Below are 16675 nucleotides of genomic sequence, written 5' to 3'. Positions count from 1 at the left end.
TAACCCGGTCTGCCCGGCTCCAAGAGATATCTCTGTATTTCATGGTTTAACTATACAGGCTTTTTGGCATCCGTACCTTTCTCTGGTTTCGTATAATCGGTCGTTTATTGCGTCTTCTCGTTCTCTTTTCTCTCAGCCGCAACAATCGTAGTATATATGTTGCACTAAAACGCCTCAAAAAAGCCAGCCCATAAATTTTATGGACTGGCTGTTCCTGTCTAAGAGCATATTTGGAAATTGTTTTCGGCAAGCTGTGCGTCGCGCTTTGTGGGAAATCTGGCCCCGATGAGGGAGGCGCAGCGGGCTAGATTGACCGAATGGGGGCAAATATACCGCAAAGTGGGGCGTGCAGATTGTCGGAATGAGTTTTCAAACACGCTCCAGAGCATGTTCTTCCTTATGCTAGATCCTGATAGATATGGATCATGGAAATCTCATGTTCCTGTAAAGTCACATCAAACTGCAGTCTGCCTTTTCCCGTTTCTCTTTTCTCCATACTCAGGCCCGGAATGCAGGTTTCCCGTAAATACTTTACATCACTGCCATCCAGGTCATTTTCATACTGGAATCTCTTCCATTCGCTGAGAATACTGCCCTTCTCCCGGTTGACTGTCCGCTTTTTGATAATAAATTTCTCATTGACAGGCATATCCTCCAGCTCGATCTCCAGCTTAACGGGCTGGTCATCTTCAAATATATCTGCCAGCACTTCCGGATTTTGAATGTTTTCGTCCCGCAGAAAATAGTTGCTGCTATACCATTTGAAATTAAAACAGATCATATAGTAGCTCTGTTTTCCTTTTCTGGTGATAATATAATGGTCTCCCTTAGAAAGAAGCGTATCCCCCAGTTCATTCATAAACTGAAGGGCAAAATATGCGGGTTTGCGTATACTATCCTTTGTGAGGATCCCGCTGCCGCCGTTTGCGATCCCTACGGTATCATAATAGCTGCTCACCCAGTCAGACCCCATCCAAATACTGATCAGATCCACCGAATCCCCTATCTCAGACAGCTTTCGCGCGATATAGGCGGCCCGAAAGCAGCTGTCATTGAGATAATTTCTGTTTGAGATGGAATTATTCCACTCTGTGATGTAAAGCTTGCATTTTGGAATATCCAGACTGTCCAGGATCTCCCGCATCATCTCTATCTGCTCTGTTTCAAAGTTTTCTCTCACTGCCCGTTTATATACAATAGTTCCGCCCGTCTCCTTCGTCTCATAGGGAAACAGGAGAAATGACACAAAATCCGGCACACAGTCATGTTCCACACAGAGCGTCAGAAATCTCTTCAAAAACACCTGGTCTTTTTCAATGATCCCCATAGGCCCGCCAACCTGGGCATCCTTTACAACAGACTTTATCACTCCATATGCATACCGGAAGACCCGGAAATAATCATATCCCTCCCCCTGGTAATAAGGGCTGTTCCGCTCATGGTTACTGTCCCTGGAAAGTTCAAAGATCCACTGGCTGACTTCCTCCTTGCCATAACGTTTCACGATATGGTGGATAAAATCTTTCAACTGAGCTTCCCATATTTCCCTGGACCCAAAATCAATATATTCCTCCTCATAGAAAATGGACTGCCCTTCTGATTTGATGGCCGTGTCCGGTCTTCTTCCCAAATCCAAAAACGGCAGCGCGTGGTGGGATACCAGGAAATCCAGAACTACATCCAGTTTATCATAATTATAACCACCAATCCTTTTTCCGTCGCTTATCATCAGCTTCCTGGAAAATACATTCCAAACTCTCACATACCCAAATCCAAGCTGTTCCATCAGATGCAGCGTATGATACTGCAGGTTTGCCAGTGTCAGGTTATATACAGAGCCAATGTTCAAAACTTTGTTCCAATTCTTTCTGTAAGGAGCCCCCTGCTCCGGATCCACAGCCACAGAAATTCTGCCTGCCGGGGAAAGCCTTTTTTCTCCTATTTGTCTTTCCTTCAATTCCCGGAGCAGTTCTTCCCGCAGTTTCCTGTCCCGGTCTTCTTTTTCCTGTGCCTGTGCTTTTTTCTGGCGCCTGTAATCCGAGGGAGACAGTCCGTAAATATCACGAAATGCTTTGTTGAACACAGAGGGGTTGGAGAAACCGCAGTCCACAGCTATCTTGGTAATATTGCTGTCTGAATACAGCAGTTCCTGCATGGCATACCTTACACGGACATTTTTCACATAATCTGCGAAATAGATACCTGTCTGCTTCTTAAAAAAACGAGACAGTGTGGCGGTGGATACAAACATACGCTCTGCCAGTTCAGACAGACTCAGGCTGTACCGGAAATTTCTGCTCACATACTGAAAGATCTGCTGCAGCCTTACATCATTGTCCGCTTTGCTCATATTTTCCATATTACTGTCCAGCCGGTAGTTCTCAATGAGACAATCCAGCAGTTTAAACAGCAGACTCTTTAGGAGGCATTGGGTGCTGTGCGTCTGTTTTACATACTGATACATCAGTTCTCTGCATATCTTTCTAAGCTCTTCATAATTGCGCTCTGTATCATTCACACTGTTGCATGTAAAGATGCAGTTTTCATTTTCCATGACCTCTGACAGGATCTCATAAGAATATCTGACACAGCAGAAGATGGTATCCTGAAAGGCCTCCAGGCTGTGGGTAACCCCGGAATTCATCAGGATCAAATCTTCTTTTTTCAAATGATACCGCTTATCCCTGATCTCCGCAGTCATATTCCCTTCGATGACGAAAATAAGTTCCATCTCCGGATGAAAATGTGCGGACTCATGGATACCTTTTACTATTTTCAGATTCCGGTCCGTGTTTGTGCTCATATGGTTCCTCATTTCTGTTTATGTCTGCTGTGCTTTTTCCTATGTAAGTAATGGCTTTTTCATCTGCCTCTGAAAGTTCCGAATATACAATAGAACGGTAATCCACGCTTTCTTTTTCCGATATCTGCTGCTCTGTACCGTCTGCTGTCTTCTCTGTTTCCTTGATCAACCGGTTTCTTTGGCGCCTGCTATTCTCCGTGGTTTTCCGGGAATGGATGACTAGTCCGTTCCGGATATAGAACAGTTTGTACCCCTCCTCCAGTGCCACCGTATAAATGATATCCCTGCTTGTCAGCTCCCGGTAAGCATGCAGGCCTTTATCCAGATATCTCAGTTTGTCCGCCAGATCCCGGTACCGCACTGCCATCTCAAACTTCTGTTTTTCTGCGGCGCTGTGCATATGGGTTTCCACAGTCCGCAGAAATGCCTGCATCACAGAGGGGTTTTCACATATTTTCTGCAGGATCCGGCGGTTAGAGAGAAAACGCTCCTCTGACAGGCTCTCCGGAAAAAGGTGGTAGGAAAAGTCTATCCCCTCCCCCTCTCTTTCCTCCAGCGGATACAGGTTCTGCATGCTATCCACTATCTCTTCCAGGCTCCTCCGGCTCCTCACCGGTCCGTAACTGTTTTCTGTCTTTGTATAACTGACTGCCAGAGGGCTTTTCCTCCTGTCCGTTCCCAGTTCCAGATACACATACTTTTCATCTGACTTCATGATGACATTAAAATAAGGGCGTATCTGCTTGATCAACCTGCACTCCAAAAGCATTGCCTCCAGGTGTGTATCCGTTACCGTATAATCCATATCCCGGATAAAGGGAGACATTTTTTTCGCTTTCTCCCACTTGGGTTCCGGTGCAAAATAAGAGCTGACACGCTTCTTTAGACACTTGCTCTTTCCAATATAGATGACCCTGCCCTCTGCGTCCAGCATTTTGTAAATACCGGGGGCGTCCGGGAGTTGTTTCAGCTTCTTTTGTATGATGTCTGTCAGCATGATCTTTTCCTGTTATGCTTTGATGGCCCAGCGCATTTTCGTAGACCTTGCCCGTGGATTTCTTCTGCATTCTTCCGCGGACGGCCGGATGACTTCTGTGGCCGTTTCTCTGTATATCCCTGCCTTACTCAACTGCTTGAAGGATTTTTTTACCAGTCTGTCTTCCCCTGAATGGAAGGTCAGGATTGCCGCACGCCCGCCTTCCGCCAAAACATCCGGCAGTTTTTCCAAAAATGCTTCCAGCACTTCAAACTCACTGTTCACATCTATCCGCAGCGCCTGAAAGGTCCTCTGGCAGGATTTTTTCACTGCCTCCTCCCTCTCCTTTTCAGGGACGCGGCACAGCGCTTTCTCTATCACTCCCCGAAGCTGTGTGGTGGTGGATATATGGTTCCCTTTTTTTGATTCCTGCATAACAGCTCTTGCGATCTCCTTTGCAAAAGGCTCGTCTGCATTCTCTATGAGCATTCCCTCCAGTTCTTCCTGGGTCACTTCTTCCAAACGCTGTGCAGCGGAAACGCCCTTTTCCGGGTTCAGCCTTAAATCTAAAGGACCGTCTGTTTTATAAGAAAATCCACGGTCCGGATTGTCTATCTGCATGGAGGATACGCCCAAATCTGCCAGAACAAAGTCAAACTTTCCCGCCTGCTCTGCCACCTGGTCAATGTCCGCAAAATTTTTCTGCAAAATGGTCAGGATCTCCGGGCCATACCCTTTTTTCTGCAGCCGCGCCCTTGTCTTTTCCATCTCAATGGGATCCACATCCAGAGCATAGATATGGCCTTTGGACTGCAGGCAATTCAGCATTTTTGACGTATGGCCGCCATACCCCAGGGTGGCATCCAGTCCCCGCTGTCCAGGCTGTATCTGCAGAAAATCCAGGACCTCTTTTACCATGATGGAGATGTGCATTCCTGCCGGCGTACTGCCTTTTTCAATGACCTTTTGGATGGTATCCGCGTATTTTTCAGGCTGCAGTTCTTTGTACTTTTCTTTATAATTTCTTGGATGAGTGCCTTTGTAGCGGACACGGCGCTTATGCTGCTGTTCTTTATTTTCCATTGCTGTGTCTCCTTCTTGAATCTAAAATGGAAAGGATCTTCACGCTGCCCGCGTGATACTTGTCATGACTTCCTTTATCGTCTCTTTGCCCAGCTTGGGCTTTCTGTCTTCACGCTTTTCCCGGATTTTATGGCATTTCGGATCATGCAGTCCAGATACTGGTCCTGGCAGCCCTCCTCCAAGGAGTAAAAGCTCTCCCCACCGCATACATATTGGTGCATTTTCCAGACTGCATCCGCTACGGCGATCTCCTCGTCACTGAGCCTTGGCCTTTTGAACGGGTTGGTGTACAGCCATTCTCCTGCTGCCTGTATCCCCTCGATCACAGGGGCACCCAGCCCCTCATCTATCCCTGATCCGCTTCTCGTCATGGTGTATTCTACAGGGGTTTTGCAATCTCTCAGACAGCGGATGGTATTGTTTTCGATTTCTCCTCTATCTCCCCGGATCAACACTCTGCTGCCACGAATCTTAGAAAAATACTGTTCCTCCGTGAAATCAAACACCGCCCATTTCCCGCCAAAATCAAGCACTGCAAACTGCTGTTTTTCCTGTACGATGTGCTCTTTCTCAGGGTATCCGTCTCGTCCCGGGCCTTCCACAATGGGATTCGCAAATTCCCATGCCCTGATCTCGCAGTTTTCAAACCCCACATCCAGATATTTCCGCAGAAGACTGACCCCATGGTACCCATGTCCTACGGAAATCTGCGCCTGCGTCACACAGCCGATCCTCCCGGATTGGATGACTGCCAGCCTTGCCATATGGGCAGGCCGCAGCCAATACTGCTCTGCAAACTGTACCCTGGAAGGTTCCTTGATCTTATGATAATATTCTTCAATAGCGTCCACACAGTCCAGTGCAAAGGTTTCACTGAGCACATAAAACCCCAGTTCCGAAGCCCTTGCAAGCATCTTTGGCATCACCCCGGGTGAAAGACACATAACCAGGAATTCCACCTCATCTCTGCACGCTGCCATTGCATCCAGATCCGGCAGAACTTTAACACCCCACTGCTCTTCCAGTCGTTTCCCTTTTTCCGGGTTTCGCTCCACCACAATGCTGACCTTTAAAAATTCCGGAAGTTCTTTTGCTGCTCTCAGGAAAAATTCAGCCCTCCAACCAGCACCCACGATTCCAAATACTGCTCTCCTCATATATGTCTCCTCCTACAGAATCTCACAGAATTCAATCCTCTCCTTGTTCGGCCCTTCTATAATAAAGAATTTTATTCCTTTTTCCCAGAAAGGAAGGCTGTTGATTCCGGGTGTGAGCATGGTATACCCCTCCTCCTTCATTTGCAGGTATAGCTCTTCCACATGTTTTGTATCAAGGGCAAAATGGTCCACACTGCCGTCACGCCCCAGAGCGGCGCCGTTTTCATAAATCTCCAGTGTCAGGTTCTCATATCTGAGAAAAACCACAGTCTCTTTTCCGTTCTTTACCTGATAAATGTTTTCAAACCCCAATTTCTCGTAGAACTCCAGACTTTTTGTCATATCATTTGTTGGGATTCCGATGTGCTGCAGTCCTGTTACATAATTTTTCATCCGATGTATTCTCCTTTTTTATGTGATAGGGTAACTGTTCAGTATCCTCACAGTTACAGGCAAAAATCCATGCAAAATCGCCTTTGGCGATGGGATCTTTGCTTGGCCGTGGTACACTTTCTTACTATAATGTTTGACGCTTCTGCATATATCAGGATTGAGTAATATGATTTTGCAGAACACGCATTCATGTAGTTTTATACTATCATATTTCAGGGAAACTGGCTATTAGAATTCCTCTGTCTGTTATTTGAATCTATGATCGTAACTATTCAGTAGGTCTGCGCATTTACTGCACCGACCGTAAGAAAACCTTGAGCTGCAAGCAAAAATCCCATCGCCGAAGGCGATTCTGCATAGATTTTTGCCCGTAACTGGGAAGGTACTGAACAGTTACCTATGATTGATTGTAGGATTGGTTTTATGCCTGATACGGCATAGATTTGTAAGACAGGGTGCTGCAGGCAGATGATATGCCTGCAGCATCCACTTTTATACTTTTTAGAAAAGCTGCTTAGATTTTATCCATTTCTTTCACAAAATCCGCCATGGATTCCGCGCGTGCTGCCAGTTTCAGATATTTTAGAAGAATATCCATATCCTGCTCTTTCAGAATCTTATTCCTGAGTTCCTCAGATACCGAACCTAAATCCTGCAGCAGAAGCAGAACGGATTCAGCTTTGCCTTCTGCTTTACCTTCCAGCTTACCTTCTGCTTTGCCTTCCAGTCTGCCTTCCGCTCGTTCGTCTTTCAATAACTCTTCCAGCAACATAAACTTCTCCTCCATTTCCCGGCTGCTCCTGACATGTTCCATGAATTCCTGGATCTTTCGGATAAAGTCATCCTGATAGTCCCGGAAACAATCTGTTAGATCAGCCTTGACAAATTTAAGAAATTTAACCAGCTTTGTTGGTACCTCCGACTCATTTTTTCCGCAGGTACTTAAAAAAATGGTGGTACTGCCGTCCGCAATGGGTAACCCTGTTTCCGCACAGGTGTTCCGGATGGTGTAGCGGTATTTTTTCTGTCCGAATGGGTCAAAATCGCAGATAAAGATCACGTAGGCTGCGGGCAGTTCTCTGTAGTCCTCTCCAATCAGCAGCAGTTCCATATCCATTTGACTGTGATAGTATCTGGCTCTTTTTTCCATATGGGATTTTTTGGCAACCTGCATTTCTACTTTATAATGGGTCCTGTTTTCATCCCGGGCAATAATATCAAGCCGTATACCACGGTATTCCGGATGGTAGATCATGCTTTTCTCTTTACTGATCTCCACCTTTTCAATGGGAAACCCCACTGCCATTTCCAGGAAATCACGGCAGATCTCCTCATTTACCATTACTGCGCCAAACATAAAATTATCTTTAAATAAGAGTTTTGCCAGTTTTCTGTTTTGATTCATACGTCTCCTCCGCACAGGCAGAGGAATTCTTGTTTCATTATACCATATAGAAGTCAGCATATGCAAATTATTTATGATAAATTAACTACTGATCTGCAACAGTTCAGACAAGCTGAACTATTACACATCCAACCATTAAAAATCTCTTGGCGATGGGCTGGATACCTGCCGGCACTATTTTTTCATACGGTCAGCCCAGTATATGCGCAGACCTGTCTGGACTGTTTCAAACATCCAGCCATTAAAACCGCTTCGCGATGGACCGGATGCTTACTGCCACAACGCATTCATACGGTCAGCGCAGTGAATGCCCAGACCTGTCTGAACGGTAACACTGGCACAACTGCTGCTTTGGAGAGATTTGCACCGGAACTGCGCAGATCTTATTTTTCTTTCCCCGACAACCCTCTGGCAATGGAGATATTACTGACCTCCGCTGTACCGTCCGTCACAAATATACTCAGTGCATCCCCTGGTTTTTCATAGATTCTGCTGTTAAGAGCCACCCCATTCACATACAAGGTCACGATGGTGTCATCCAGTATCATCCGCACATGATAAGTTTCACCTGCCTGAAGCGTAATAGGGCGTTCCAACCCGATGTTCATACATCCGAACCAGGGCCAGTTTGGATTCTTTTCAAAGACATACTTGTTTTCCCCAACCGGGAAGATAAACTGATAAGACTGTGCCGTCTCCTCGTTTTCCAGTACCCGGATCCCAAATGACCGGGTGTCTTCTGAAAAGGTAATGTCCGCTTCAAAAGAGTACAGGTCACCACATTCTTCTGCAAGTACCTTCTCCATTCTGGCATAAGGACTTTCAAGCCTCACATCCGGGATACTCTCCCGTGTTCCGAATGCCTCCCATACGGTATCCGGTATCCTTACCCCTAAGCTCCCGTCCTGACGCTGATATACCTCATGGGCCACAAATGTGCCTGCCCACTCAAAATTTTTCCTGTCATCACAGTCCTCTTTTGTGGGTACCCAGCCAAACAGGATCCTCTGCCCGTTCAGACAGAAGGTTCTTCCCGCATAATACGCCCTTCCGTCAAAGGCATCATCCACGGGCGCGATCCACGGGCCGTCAAGGCTTCTGCTCATACGGTAGATGATCTTATTTTTATCGCTGTACTCGGAGATGATATGATACCACCAGTCCCCTATTTGAAACAGATCCGGCATTTCATGCATGGTATACAATCCCGGTGCCCAGAAGTCACCTTTAAATTCCCAGTTCTTCAAATCCTTTGAAGTGAATTTTACGGTGCGCCCAGTCTGCTCTGTTTTTGGTCCGATCTTTCTGGCGCCTAATATGAGCAGGTATTCCTGTGCCTCCTCATTCCAGATGACAAAAGGATCTCTCCAGTCATCCGGATCATACCCATCCTGGGGGCAGAACGTGAGTGCTTCCTGTGTCTTTGTCCAATGATAAAGGTCATTACTCACTGCGTGCATCAACACCTGGGAGGCCTTTCCCTGTGCCGGATAATCCCGGTTATAGCCTGTATAAAAGATGTGGAACTGCCCTTCTGCCTCAAACACACTGCCTGCAAATATAAACTGGTCCTGCTCCTCGTCGGTTCCCCGCGGCACAGCCACACCGCAGTCCTCATACTTCACAAAATCTGAAGTGACAGCCAGGTCCCATCCGAAGGGTTCTCCGAAAGGACCGGGTTTTCTGGTATCTCTCTGGTGGTAAAGAAAAAATTTGTCCTTATACCCAAAAGGCATACAGTCACCAAACCAGGTTTCCGGAAATTGATAGTAAAGCTTATTCATATTAAAATCCTCTCTTTCTCATAGCAAGCGGTACCGTGTCAGCCCTTGACCGCCCCGGCGGTCAGTCCGCTCAGCATATATTTATTGGTAAAAAAATAAAACAGGAACGTTGGCAGCACTGTGACCGTGATAGCCGCAAACGTGGCGCCCCAGTCTGTAGTCCCCATAAATCCCACAAAGTCATTCAGCCCCAGTGTCACGGTCTTCATGTCCGTAGATCGGGTAAAGGTATAGGCATTGATGAAGTCGTTCCAGGTAAATACCCCCTGCATGGTAGCCACAGTCAGGATGGAATTCGTAGACATGGGAAAAATGATCCGGAAGAATGTCTTCATGGGCGTACAGCCGTCAATGATGGCAGCTTCCACAATCTCATCCGGCAAAAATTTACTGAAGGAGTAAAAAAGCTGGATCGAATAGGAAAGGGAAAATGCAATTTGCGGAAGTATGATTGCCGGATATGTATTTAACATGTTCATTTTACTGAAGATCGTAAACAGGGGAATCAGCGCCACTTGAAACGGCAGCATCAGTCCCAGAAGGAAATAGGAAAGTATTTTTTTATTTCCCTTAAATTGGATCTTGCTCAGAGCAAATCCCGCCATAAAGCTTATCAAAAGCAGTGGGACCAGCACGCCTACCGTAATGATGATGCTGTTCTTAAAGTAAGTCAGCATGGGGCTTGTTGTAAATACTTTGATATAGTTGCTGAAATCAACTGCTCTCGGCAGGGCATAGGAAGCCAGGTGCCTAAAGTCATCGGTTGTCTTCATACTGGACATGATCACATAAAAGATCGGATATACCTGGAGGACCAGCAGCAGCCCCCCTGCCAGCAACTTACATCCGGTAAAGAAATTCTTTTTTGTCCTCATATTCATGCTTCCTCACCCCTTTCCGTAACTCTCCTGAATACAAACCCAACCAACAGACAGATCGCTACGATCGCCATGGCAACTGCGCTTCCATATCCGTATTTCATACTGGAAAATGCCTGTTTATACATATATGTGGACATAAGCTCCGATGAATTGCCGGGTCCTCCTTTTGTCAGGAGGAAAGAAATATCAAAGGAACGCAGAGATCCGTTCAGCACCAGTACGCAGTTGGCAATGATAACAGGCCTGATATACGGAATCTTCACATGTCTGTAAAGCTGCACCACATTGGTGCCGTCCATGATCGCAGCCTCCTCCAGTTCCTTCGGAACACCGATAAGCGCTGCATAAAAGATAACCATATAAAGTCCCAGATATTTATAACCTTCCACGAAGGACGCCACCAAAAGGGAAAGGGAATCATTGGAGATCCACTCCATATAGAGAAGATCCGCATTGAAAAATCCCAGTACAGAATTGATCACCCCGGGCGGTGTCACGGACAAAAGCTTTGTAAATATCTGGCAGATGGCCACGGAAGAGATCACCACAGGCACATAATACAAAGTCTGCAGACCTGCTCTGAATTTTGTCACCCTGCTCAAAAAAATGGCAAACAGCAGCCCACCGAATACCTGTATGAGAACACAGATCACTGTGTAGATCAGTGTGTGTGCAACAGTTGCCCAAAAGGTGGGGTCATTTGTAAATAACTGGGTATAATTCTGCAATCCCAGAAAACTCTTTTCTCCTACTCCGCTCCAGTCAAAAAGGCTGTAATATCCCGCCCAGACAACAGATACTACCACAAACAATGTGTACACAAGAAAAGCCGGCAGCAAGAACATCATAATTACTTTTTTACGTCCAAATGATTTTTGCATAATATCTTCCTTTCTCTGTCATGCGCCGAAAAACATAACCGTTCTGCCATTCCCTTCGCGACGGCCGGATACCTGCTGCCGCCACGCCTTCATATGATCAGCGCTGTGAATGCGCAGACCTGTCTGAACTGTTGCAAACAAATATGCATTTCAGCATTTCAAGACAGAAAAGGAGACAGGCACCGGAAACACCTGTCTCCTGCAATTCTTATTTACTGTTATTGATAATGAACTGGTCTGCTGCCGCCTCGAAATCTTCAGGCGTTTCCTTACCCTGTGCCAGTTTCTGCTGCTCATCTACCAGATTGGTAAGGGTAGCGGAATCCAGCTTGTCATCCCAGGACACCCAGGCGTCCGTAGCGGTCTCAAACAATGGCTGCAGATCATAGAACATCTGGTCTAAGCCCTCTGGGATCTCATCATTGAAAGGTGAAAAGACTTTAGCATCGTTATAACAGGAATCTGAATAATTTTCGCACATATACTGGAAAAATTCCTTCATAGTATCATCATAGGTCTGGGCATTAAAGGCTGTTCCGAACCCGCCGTGAATGGGGATATTGGTCTCCATATTCTCCTGGCCTTCCACATCCGGTACCGGGAAAAATCCAAGCTCGCCTTTGCTGTACATCTCACTTGCCTGTGAGATCTGTCCGGATCCGCTGTACCACATACAGCCTGTGCCGCCAAAGAACAGATCTGTGGCTGCGGTGTAGTCTGTGCTCAAAAATCCGCCCTGGAAATATCCTTCTGTTCCCAGTGTGTAAAGCAGGTCCACACCCTCTTTAGCTGCAGTATTTTCAGAGAAGGTCTCCTTTTGACCAATGTAATCCATAATAAACTGGTCTTTTGTCATACGCCACGGCGCAAAAGAGAGATATCTCATCAGCTGCCAATTCTCTTTTCCTGCCACAATAAGCGGAATCTCTTCCTTCTCCTTTAATGTCTGGCAGACATTCAGGAAATCATCCCAGGTTTTCGGCACCTCCAGATCATATTTCTCAAAAATATCCTTTCTGTACAGGAAAAATTCACAGTTCAGACTCTCCGGAAACAGATATACATTTTCATCCTCAGCATCCTTGAAAAAGTCATACACAGCCCCATTCATATCATCTTTCATGCCGATACGTTCCAGTTCGTCCCCAATATTCACAATGGCATTAATGTCCTTTGCCGCTTTGGACAGGGCACCATTGGCACAGCCGTAAATGTCAGGCAGCGCATTACTGTTGATATAAAGCTGAAGCTTTGTCACATAGTCCGCATCGCTGCTCACAAGCTCAAATTCAGGTGCTTCCAGCCCTTTCTCCTCACTGAAATCTGTCAGCAGCTTTTTCAGGATTATGTACTTTGTGGATGTCTCACTACAGCGGAGAAGTGCGGTTATCTTCTTCCGCTCCCCGGATGACTTCTCCCCTGCATCTGAAGTTTTCTTTCCCGACTCTTTGGTCTGGGAGCTTCCTTCCCCTCCGCACCCTGCGAGCAGTGTGGAAACTGCCATCACTCCGGCCAGTGCCAGTGCTGCGATCTTTTTTACTTTCATACTTTTCCTCCTTTGAAATACCATTTCTTTGTTGTTATGTAACTGTTCAGTACCCTCACAGTTACAGGCAAAAATCCATGCAGAACCGCCTTTGGCGATGGGATTTTTGCTTGGCTGCGGAATGCTTTCTTACGGTCAGCGCAGTGAATGTGCAGACCTGCTGAATCGTTACGTTGTTATGCTTATATTATAAATTTCTCCGCAGAAAATCCATATGCAAAAATATGGTAAAAACCGGACATATGGAAACGAAACCATAAAAAAAATGCGCACTCCTGCTTTTGCTTGTGCGCATTTTTTCTATTTCTGTTATGCCCCATTCTGCACTGGCGGTCTTGTTTCCGGCCGGATGGAGCATCATATTCTGCGGTATACATTGGGAGTCACCCCATATTTTTTCTTGAATACCCGGATAAAATAGCTCAGGTCATGGTAGCCCACTAATTCCGCCACCTCGTAAATCTTATACCTGTTCTCTGAAATAAGCTGTTCTGCCTTTACAAGTCTGCAGTCCAGCAGGATTTCCAGAAAGCTTTTCCCTGTGTTGTTCTTCAGCAGCCTGTTGATATATGTCTTGCTGATCTTAAAATACTCGGCAAGGAAATCCAGGGAAAGATCCTCCCTGTAATGTTCCTCTATATATTTTAAAATACGCTGTGCTGTCTGCTGGTTCCGGTCCAGTTTCACCCCTCTGTTCTGGTCCGCCAGAAAACTCAGGGACTTTTTCAGATAGTCCAGCAACTCCCGCCTTGTATGGCAGGAAAACATCTTCTCAATACTCTCGGTCAGTACGGAGGTCTTTTCCACAGCGGACCGGAATTTCTGGGATTCGTGGCCAAGATACTGAAAACAGCTTATCAAAAGCTCCATGGCAGCATACCGCATAACATCCAAATCATCACAACCCTCGAATATCTGTCCCGCAAAATTCTTAGCGGTCTCAATATTTCCTCTCGCAACTTCCGAAAAAAGCCGTTTCCGCTCTCCCTCTGTGATGTTCCAGGTATTTATCTGCACATCCGCCACATCTGTATATTCCAGAATACTGGATCCTTCCCCCATATACACGCACTGCTCACAAGCTTCCACGGCCTGCTTGTAAGACATATTTACAGAATAGGGGTCTGTACGTGCGAGGCTGATCCCAAAAGATATCTCCCCCATGGTGATATCCTTTATATTTTTCTGAATTTCCTCACAGGCCTGCACACAGTGGCTGACACAGTCCCTGCCGTCCACGGATCTTGGATAGACCACAATAAAACAGTAACCCAGAGTATCTGTCTCGGAATACACCTGTACACTGGTCTGTCTTAAGGATTCCTCACAGATATTGCATACCACAAAATCGTATAGTCCCGGTTCCATATCCGCTGCCTGCCCGCCTGCACAGTTCTGCATACGGGCATAGACAAACACATACTGCTCCATCCTGATGCCCAAAAGTTCCATACGCACAGCCATATCCCCCGGGTCCCGCAGCCTGCCGTATATTAGATCAGAGATGAGCTTACTCCTCACCAGGGGCAGGGTCTGCTGGTATTTCTTACGCATTTCCGAATCATCTTTTTTCTTCTTATTGCGCAGGCGGATGCGGCTGCAGACTTTTTCGATCACTGCATGCATCTCTCTGAAATTCACAGGTTTGAGCAGGTACTCGCAGACCCCGATACGCAGGGCCTGCTGTGCAAAAGAGAAATTATCATAGCCTGTCAGCAGGATGATCTCTGTGTCCGGATCCTCCAGTTTTATCTGCTTGGAAAATTCCAAACCATCCATTCCCGGCATTTTTATATCACTCAGTATAATATCCGGATGATGCTTGGCTGCAAGCGCCAAGCCCTCTGCCCCATCCCCTGCGCTTCCCACCACACAGCAGCCGTAAGATTCCCAGGGGAAAGAACATAATCCGTCCAGTATAATATATTCATCATCAAGAATCAGAACTTTCAAGTCCATTTTCAGGTCTCCTCTCCACTAAATTTTCTGCACGTGCATAGACTTCCTCCGGGTCCATCTGAAAGGGGATCCGTATCGTGATACAAGTCCCCTCCCCCGGGCTTGACCGGATGGTCAGTCCATACCCTTCTCCGAACAGGTATTTCAGCCTCTGGTGCACTGCGTAGACACCCAGCCCTGTATGGGCGGTATTGATATCCTGCCTGTCTGTGCTGCCCGGCTCCATGAGGAGTGCCTTTCTGGTCTCCTCTGTCATTCCCACGCCTGTGTCAGATACGCAGATCAGAACGGTTTCCCCTTCCCTGTGCCCTTCCACCGTAAGCTCCGCTTTCTCTCTGCTCACCTCAACACTGTGCACAATGGCATTTTCCACCAGGGGCTGTATGGTAAGCTTGGGAATGAGCTGCTGACAGATTTCAGGATCTATATCAAAGATCACCTCGAACCGGTCACGGTACCGCGTCTTCTGGATATAAAGGTAATCTTTCACATACCGAAGCTCTTTTTCCACGGTAAAAACAGCTTCCTTATTACTGATACTGATACGGAGCAGGCTGCTGACTGCACTGACCATATCGCATATATCATCCTTGCCTTCTTTATGGGCCATCCAGTTGATGGTATCCAGGGCATTATACAGAAAATGGGGGTTGATCTGGGCCTGGAGAGCCTTAAATTCCATTTCTTTGTTCAATACACGGCTGTGCGCAATCTCCTCCAGCAGTTTTTCCACCTTCTGAATTGTAGAGTTAAACACCTGGTTCATCTCACCGAATTCATCCTTCCGCTCCTCTTCCAGACGGACTTTGAAATCCCCGTTTGAAAACTTTTTCAATGCCCCCACCGTACTTTTGATAGGACGGACAAGAACATAGGACATGATCCCTGATAAGGCAAGGCTCAGCAGAATGCCCAGCACTGCCGCCACAGCGGTTCCGGTCTGCAGCGGCATGATGGATTTACTGATCTCTTTGTCCGGAAGGATCCCTATGGTTTTCCAGCCTGTGTACTCTGAGACCTGATATACCACCTGATAAGCGGCGTTGTCCATTTCATACCGAAAGGAATCATCCCATTTTACAAACAGATCGTCCGCCCGGTCTGTTAGTTCTGATCTCTCCCCCAGTATGATCTCATTGTTGTCATCCAAAAGGATCATCTTTCCTGAGGACGCGAAATCCACATTGTGCTGTATGCGCTCCAGGGCTGACAGGCGGATGGAGGTGCGCAGGACTCCCAGGGACTGCATGGACAAAATGTCCTTGATTTCCTTCACCGCCTGCAGACTGCCGCTTGTCCCAATGTCATTGACACAGACGATCGCGCCCATACCTTCCCGGGCTGTCTGCTTTAATTCTTCCGTATTTGGCAGATCCGGCGCCTGATAGAGAATGGAGCAGAAATATTCCTTTCCGTTTTCTCCGTATATCTCCATGTCTTCCATATGGATACTGTTGAACATCTGGACCATCAGCCGTTTTAATTTTCTGGTTCCGCTGTAATATCCCTCCTCGTCCTCCCCCGGCCTGCCGTATATGAGCTCCTCCTGCACCGTAGGATTAAATGCCAGATAATCCAGCTTATTATATACTAATTTCATGAACGAATCGTAATTCTCGGATATCTGCTTAATGGTCTCCTCTGTCTGCATCACTGTCTTTTTAAGAATGATCTCAGATGCGATATAGTATGTAATGCCTCCTGAGATCAGAGATATGAGCAGTGTGACCAGCAGGCAGGACAGGAACATCTTGCCGAAGATCCGCATATCCTTCATTCTTTTTTTGATCTTTGGTATCATTTTTAT

General features: G+C 46.6%; 14 protein-coding genes. 1 reads left to right on the top strand and 13 read right to left on the bottom strand.

All coding sequences use genetic code 11. The features are described 5' to 3' along the window. Positions 1 to 218: 218 nt before the first annotated feature. Positions 219 to 338 (bottom strand): DUF6783 domain-containing protein, encoded by a 120-nt coding sequence (locus CI595_RS27150; protein WP_408608195.1) that lies wholly within the window; start codon positions 336 to 338, stop codon positions 219 to 221. Positions 339 to 346: 8 nt separating this feature from the next. On the opposite strand from CI595_RS27150, the gene CI595_RS27355 reads away from it, so the two are divergent. Continuing rightward, complete coding sequence (locus CI595_RS27355; protein ID WP_334293910.1) at positions 347 to 406, top strand: hypothetical protein; 60 nt, start codon at positions 347 to 349, stop codon at positions 404 to 406. On the opposite strand, the gene CI595_RS13020 is transcribed toward CI595_RS27355, so the two are convergent. The 12 genes from CI595_RS13020 to CI595_RS12965 form a co-directional block, all read right to left on the bottom strand. Beyond that, positions 398 to 2803, bottom strand: a complete 2406-nt coding sequence (locus CI595_RS13020; RefSeq protein WP_162291875.1) for a GH39 family glycosyl hydrolase — start codon at positions 2801 to 2803, stop codon at positions 398 to 400. The two genes, CI595_RS27355 and CI595_RS13020, sit on opposite strands and share 9 nt — an antisense overlap. After that, the gene (locus tag CI595_RS13015) at positions 2754 to 3800 is read right to left on the bottom strand and encodes a GIY-YIG nuclease family protein (RefSeq protein WP_095173748.1); all 1047 of its coding nucleotides are present in this window, start codon (positions 3798 to 3800) and stop codon (positions 2754 to 2756) included. Before CI595_RS13015 ends, CI595_RS13020 begins: the two co-directional genes overlap by 50 nt. A gap of 12 nt (positions 3801 to 3812) precedes the next feature. Further along, on the bottom strand, positions 3813 to 4862 hold the full coding sequence (rsmH, locus tag CI595_RS13010; RefSeq protein WP_095173746.1) for a 16S rRNA (cytosine(1402)-N(4))-methyltransferase RsmH: 1050 nt from the start codon (positions 4860 to 4862) through the stop codon (positions 3813 to 3815). Between the two features lie 74 nt (positions 4863 to 4936). Beyond that, positions 4937 to 6019 carry a Gfo/Idh/MocA family protein gene (locus CI595_RS13005; RefSeq protein ID WP_095173743.1) on the bottom strand — a complete coding sequence of 361 codons (1083 nt, stop codon included), beginning with the start codon at positions 6017 to 6019 and terminating at the stop codon, positions 4937 to 4939. A 12-nt stretch (positions 6020 to 6031) separates the two neighbouring features. Then, positions 6032 to 6412 carry a VOC family protein gene (locus CI595_RS13000; RefSeq protein ID WP_095173741.1) on the bottom strand — a complete coding sequence of 127 codons (381 nt, stop codon included), beginning with the start codon at positions 6410 to 6412 and terminating at the stop codon, positions 6032 to 6034. 514 nt (positions 6413 to 6926) lie between these two features. Next, positions 6927 to 7817: an Rpn family recombination-promoting nuclease/putative transposase gene (locus CI595_RS12995; RefSeq protein WP_095173739.1), complete on the bottom strand. Its 891-nt coding sequence runs from the start codon at positions 7815 to 7817 to the stop codon at positions 6927 to 6929. 383 nt (positions 7818 to 8200) lie between these two features. Further along, positions 8201 to 9601, bottom strand: coding sequence for a glycoside hydrolase family 32 protein (locus CI595_RS12990; RefSeq protein WP_095173737.1), 1401 nt, complete (start codon positions 9599 to 9601; stop codon positions 8201 to 8203). Positions 9602 to 9639: 38 nt separating this feature from the next. Beyond that, on the bottom strand, positions 9640 to 10476 hold the full coding sequence (locus tag CI595_RS12985) for a carbohydrate ABC transporter permease (RefSeq protein WP_242986866.1): 837 nt from the start codon (positions 10474 to 10476) through the stop codon (positions 9640 to 9642). 2 nt (positions 10477 to 10478) lie between these two features. Next, the gene (locus CI595_RS12980; RefSeq protein ID WP_095173732.1) at positions 10479 to 11363 is read right to left on the bottom strand and encodes a carbohydrate ABC transporter permease; all 885 of its coding nucleotides are present in this window, start codon (positions 11361 to 11363) and stop codon (positions 10479 to 10481) included. A gap of 208 nt (positions 11364 to 11571) precedes the next feature. After that, positions 11572 to 12909: an ABC transporter substrate-binding protein gene (locus CI595_RS12975; protein WP_095173730.1), complete on the bottom strand. Its 1338-nt coding sequence runs from the start codon at positions 12907 to 12909 to the stop codon at positions 11572 to 11574. Positions 12910 to 13266: 357 nt separating this feature from the next. After that, a complete protein-coding gene (locus tag CI595_RS12970) occupies positions 13267 to 14868 on the bottom strand; it encodes a response regulator (protein ID WP_095173728.1) in 1602 nt (533 codons plus the stop codon). Next, entirely contained in the window at positions 14843 to 16669 is a 1827-nt protein-coding gene (locus CI595_RS12965; RefSeq protein WP_095173726.1) for a sensor histidine kinase, read from the bottom strand. Before CI595_RS12965 ends, CI595_RS12970 begins: the two co-directional genes overlap by 26 nt. Positions 16670 to 16675: the final 6 nt, after the last annotated feature.

Source organism: Blautia hominis (genome assembly GCA_002270465.1).
In the GTDB taxonomy this organism is placed as follows: domain Bacteria; phylum Bacillota; class Clostridia; order Lachnospirales; family Lachnospiraceae; genus Blautia; species Blautia hominis.
The sequence above is the reverse complement of the archived record's forward strand: the minus strand, read 5'-3'. Positions and strand labels throughout refer to the sequence as shown.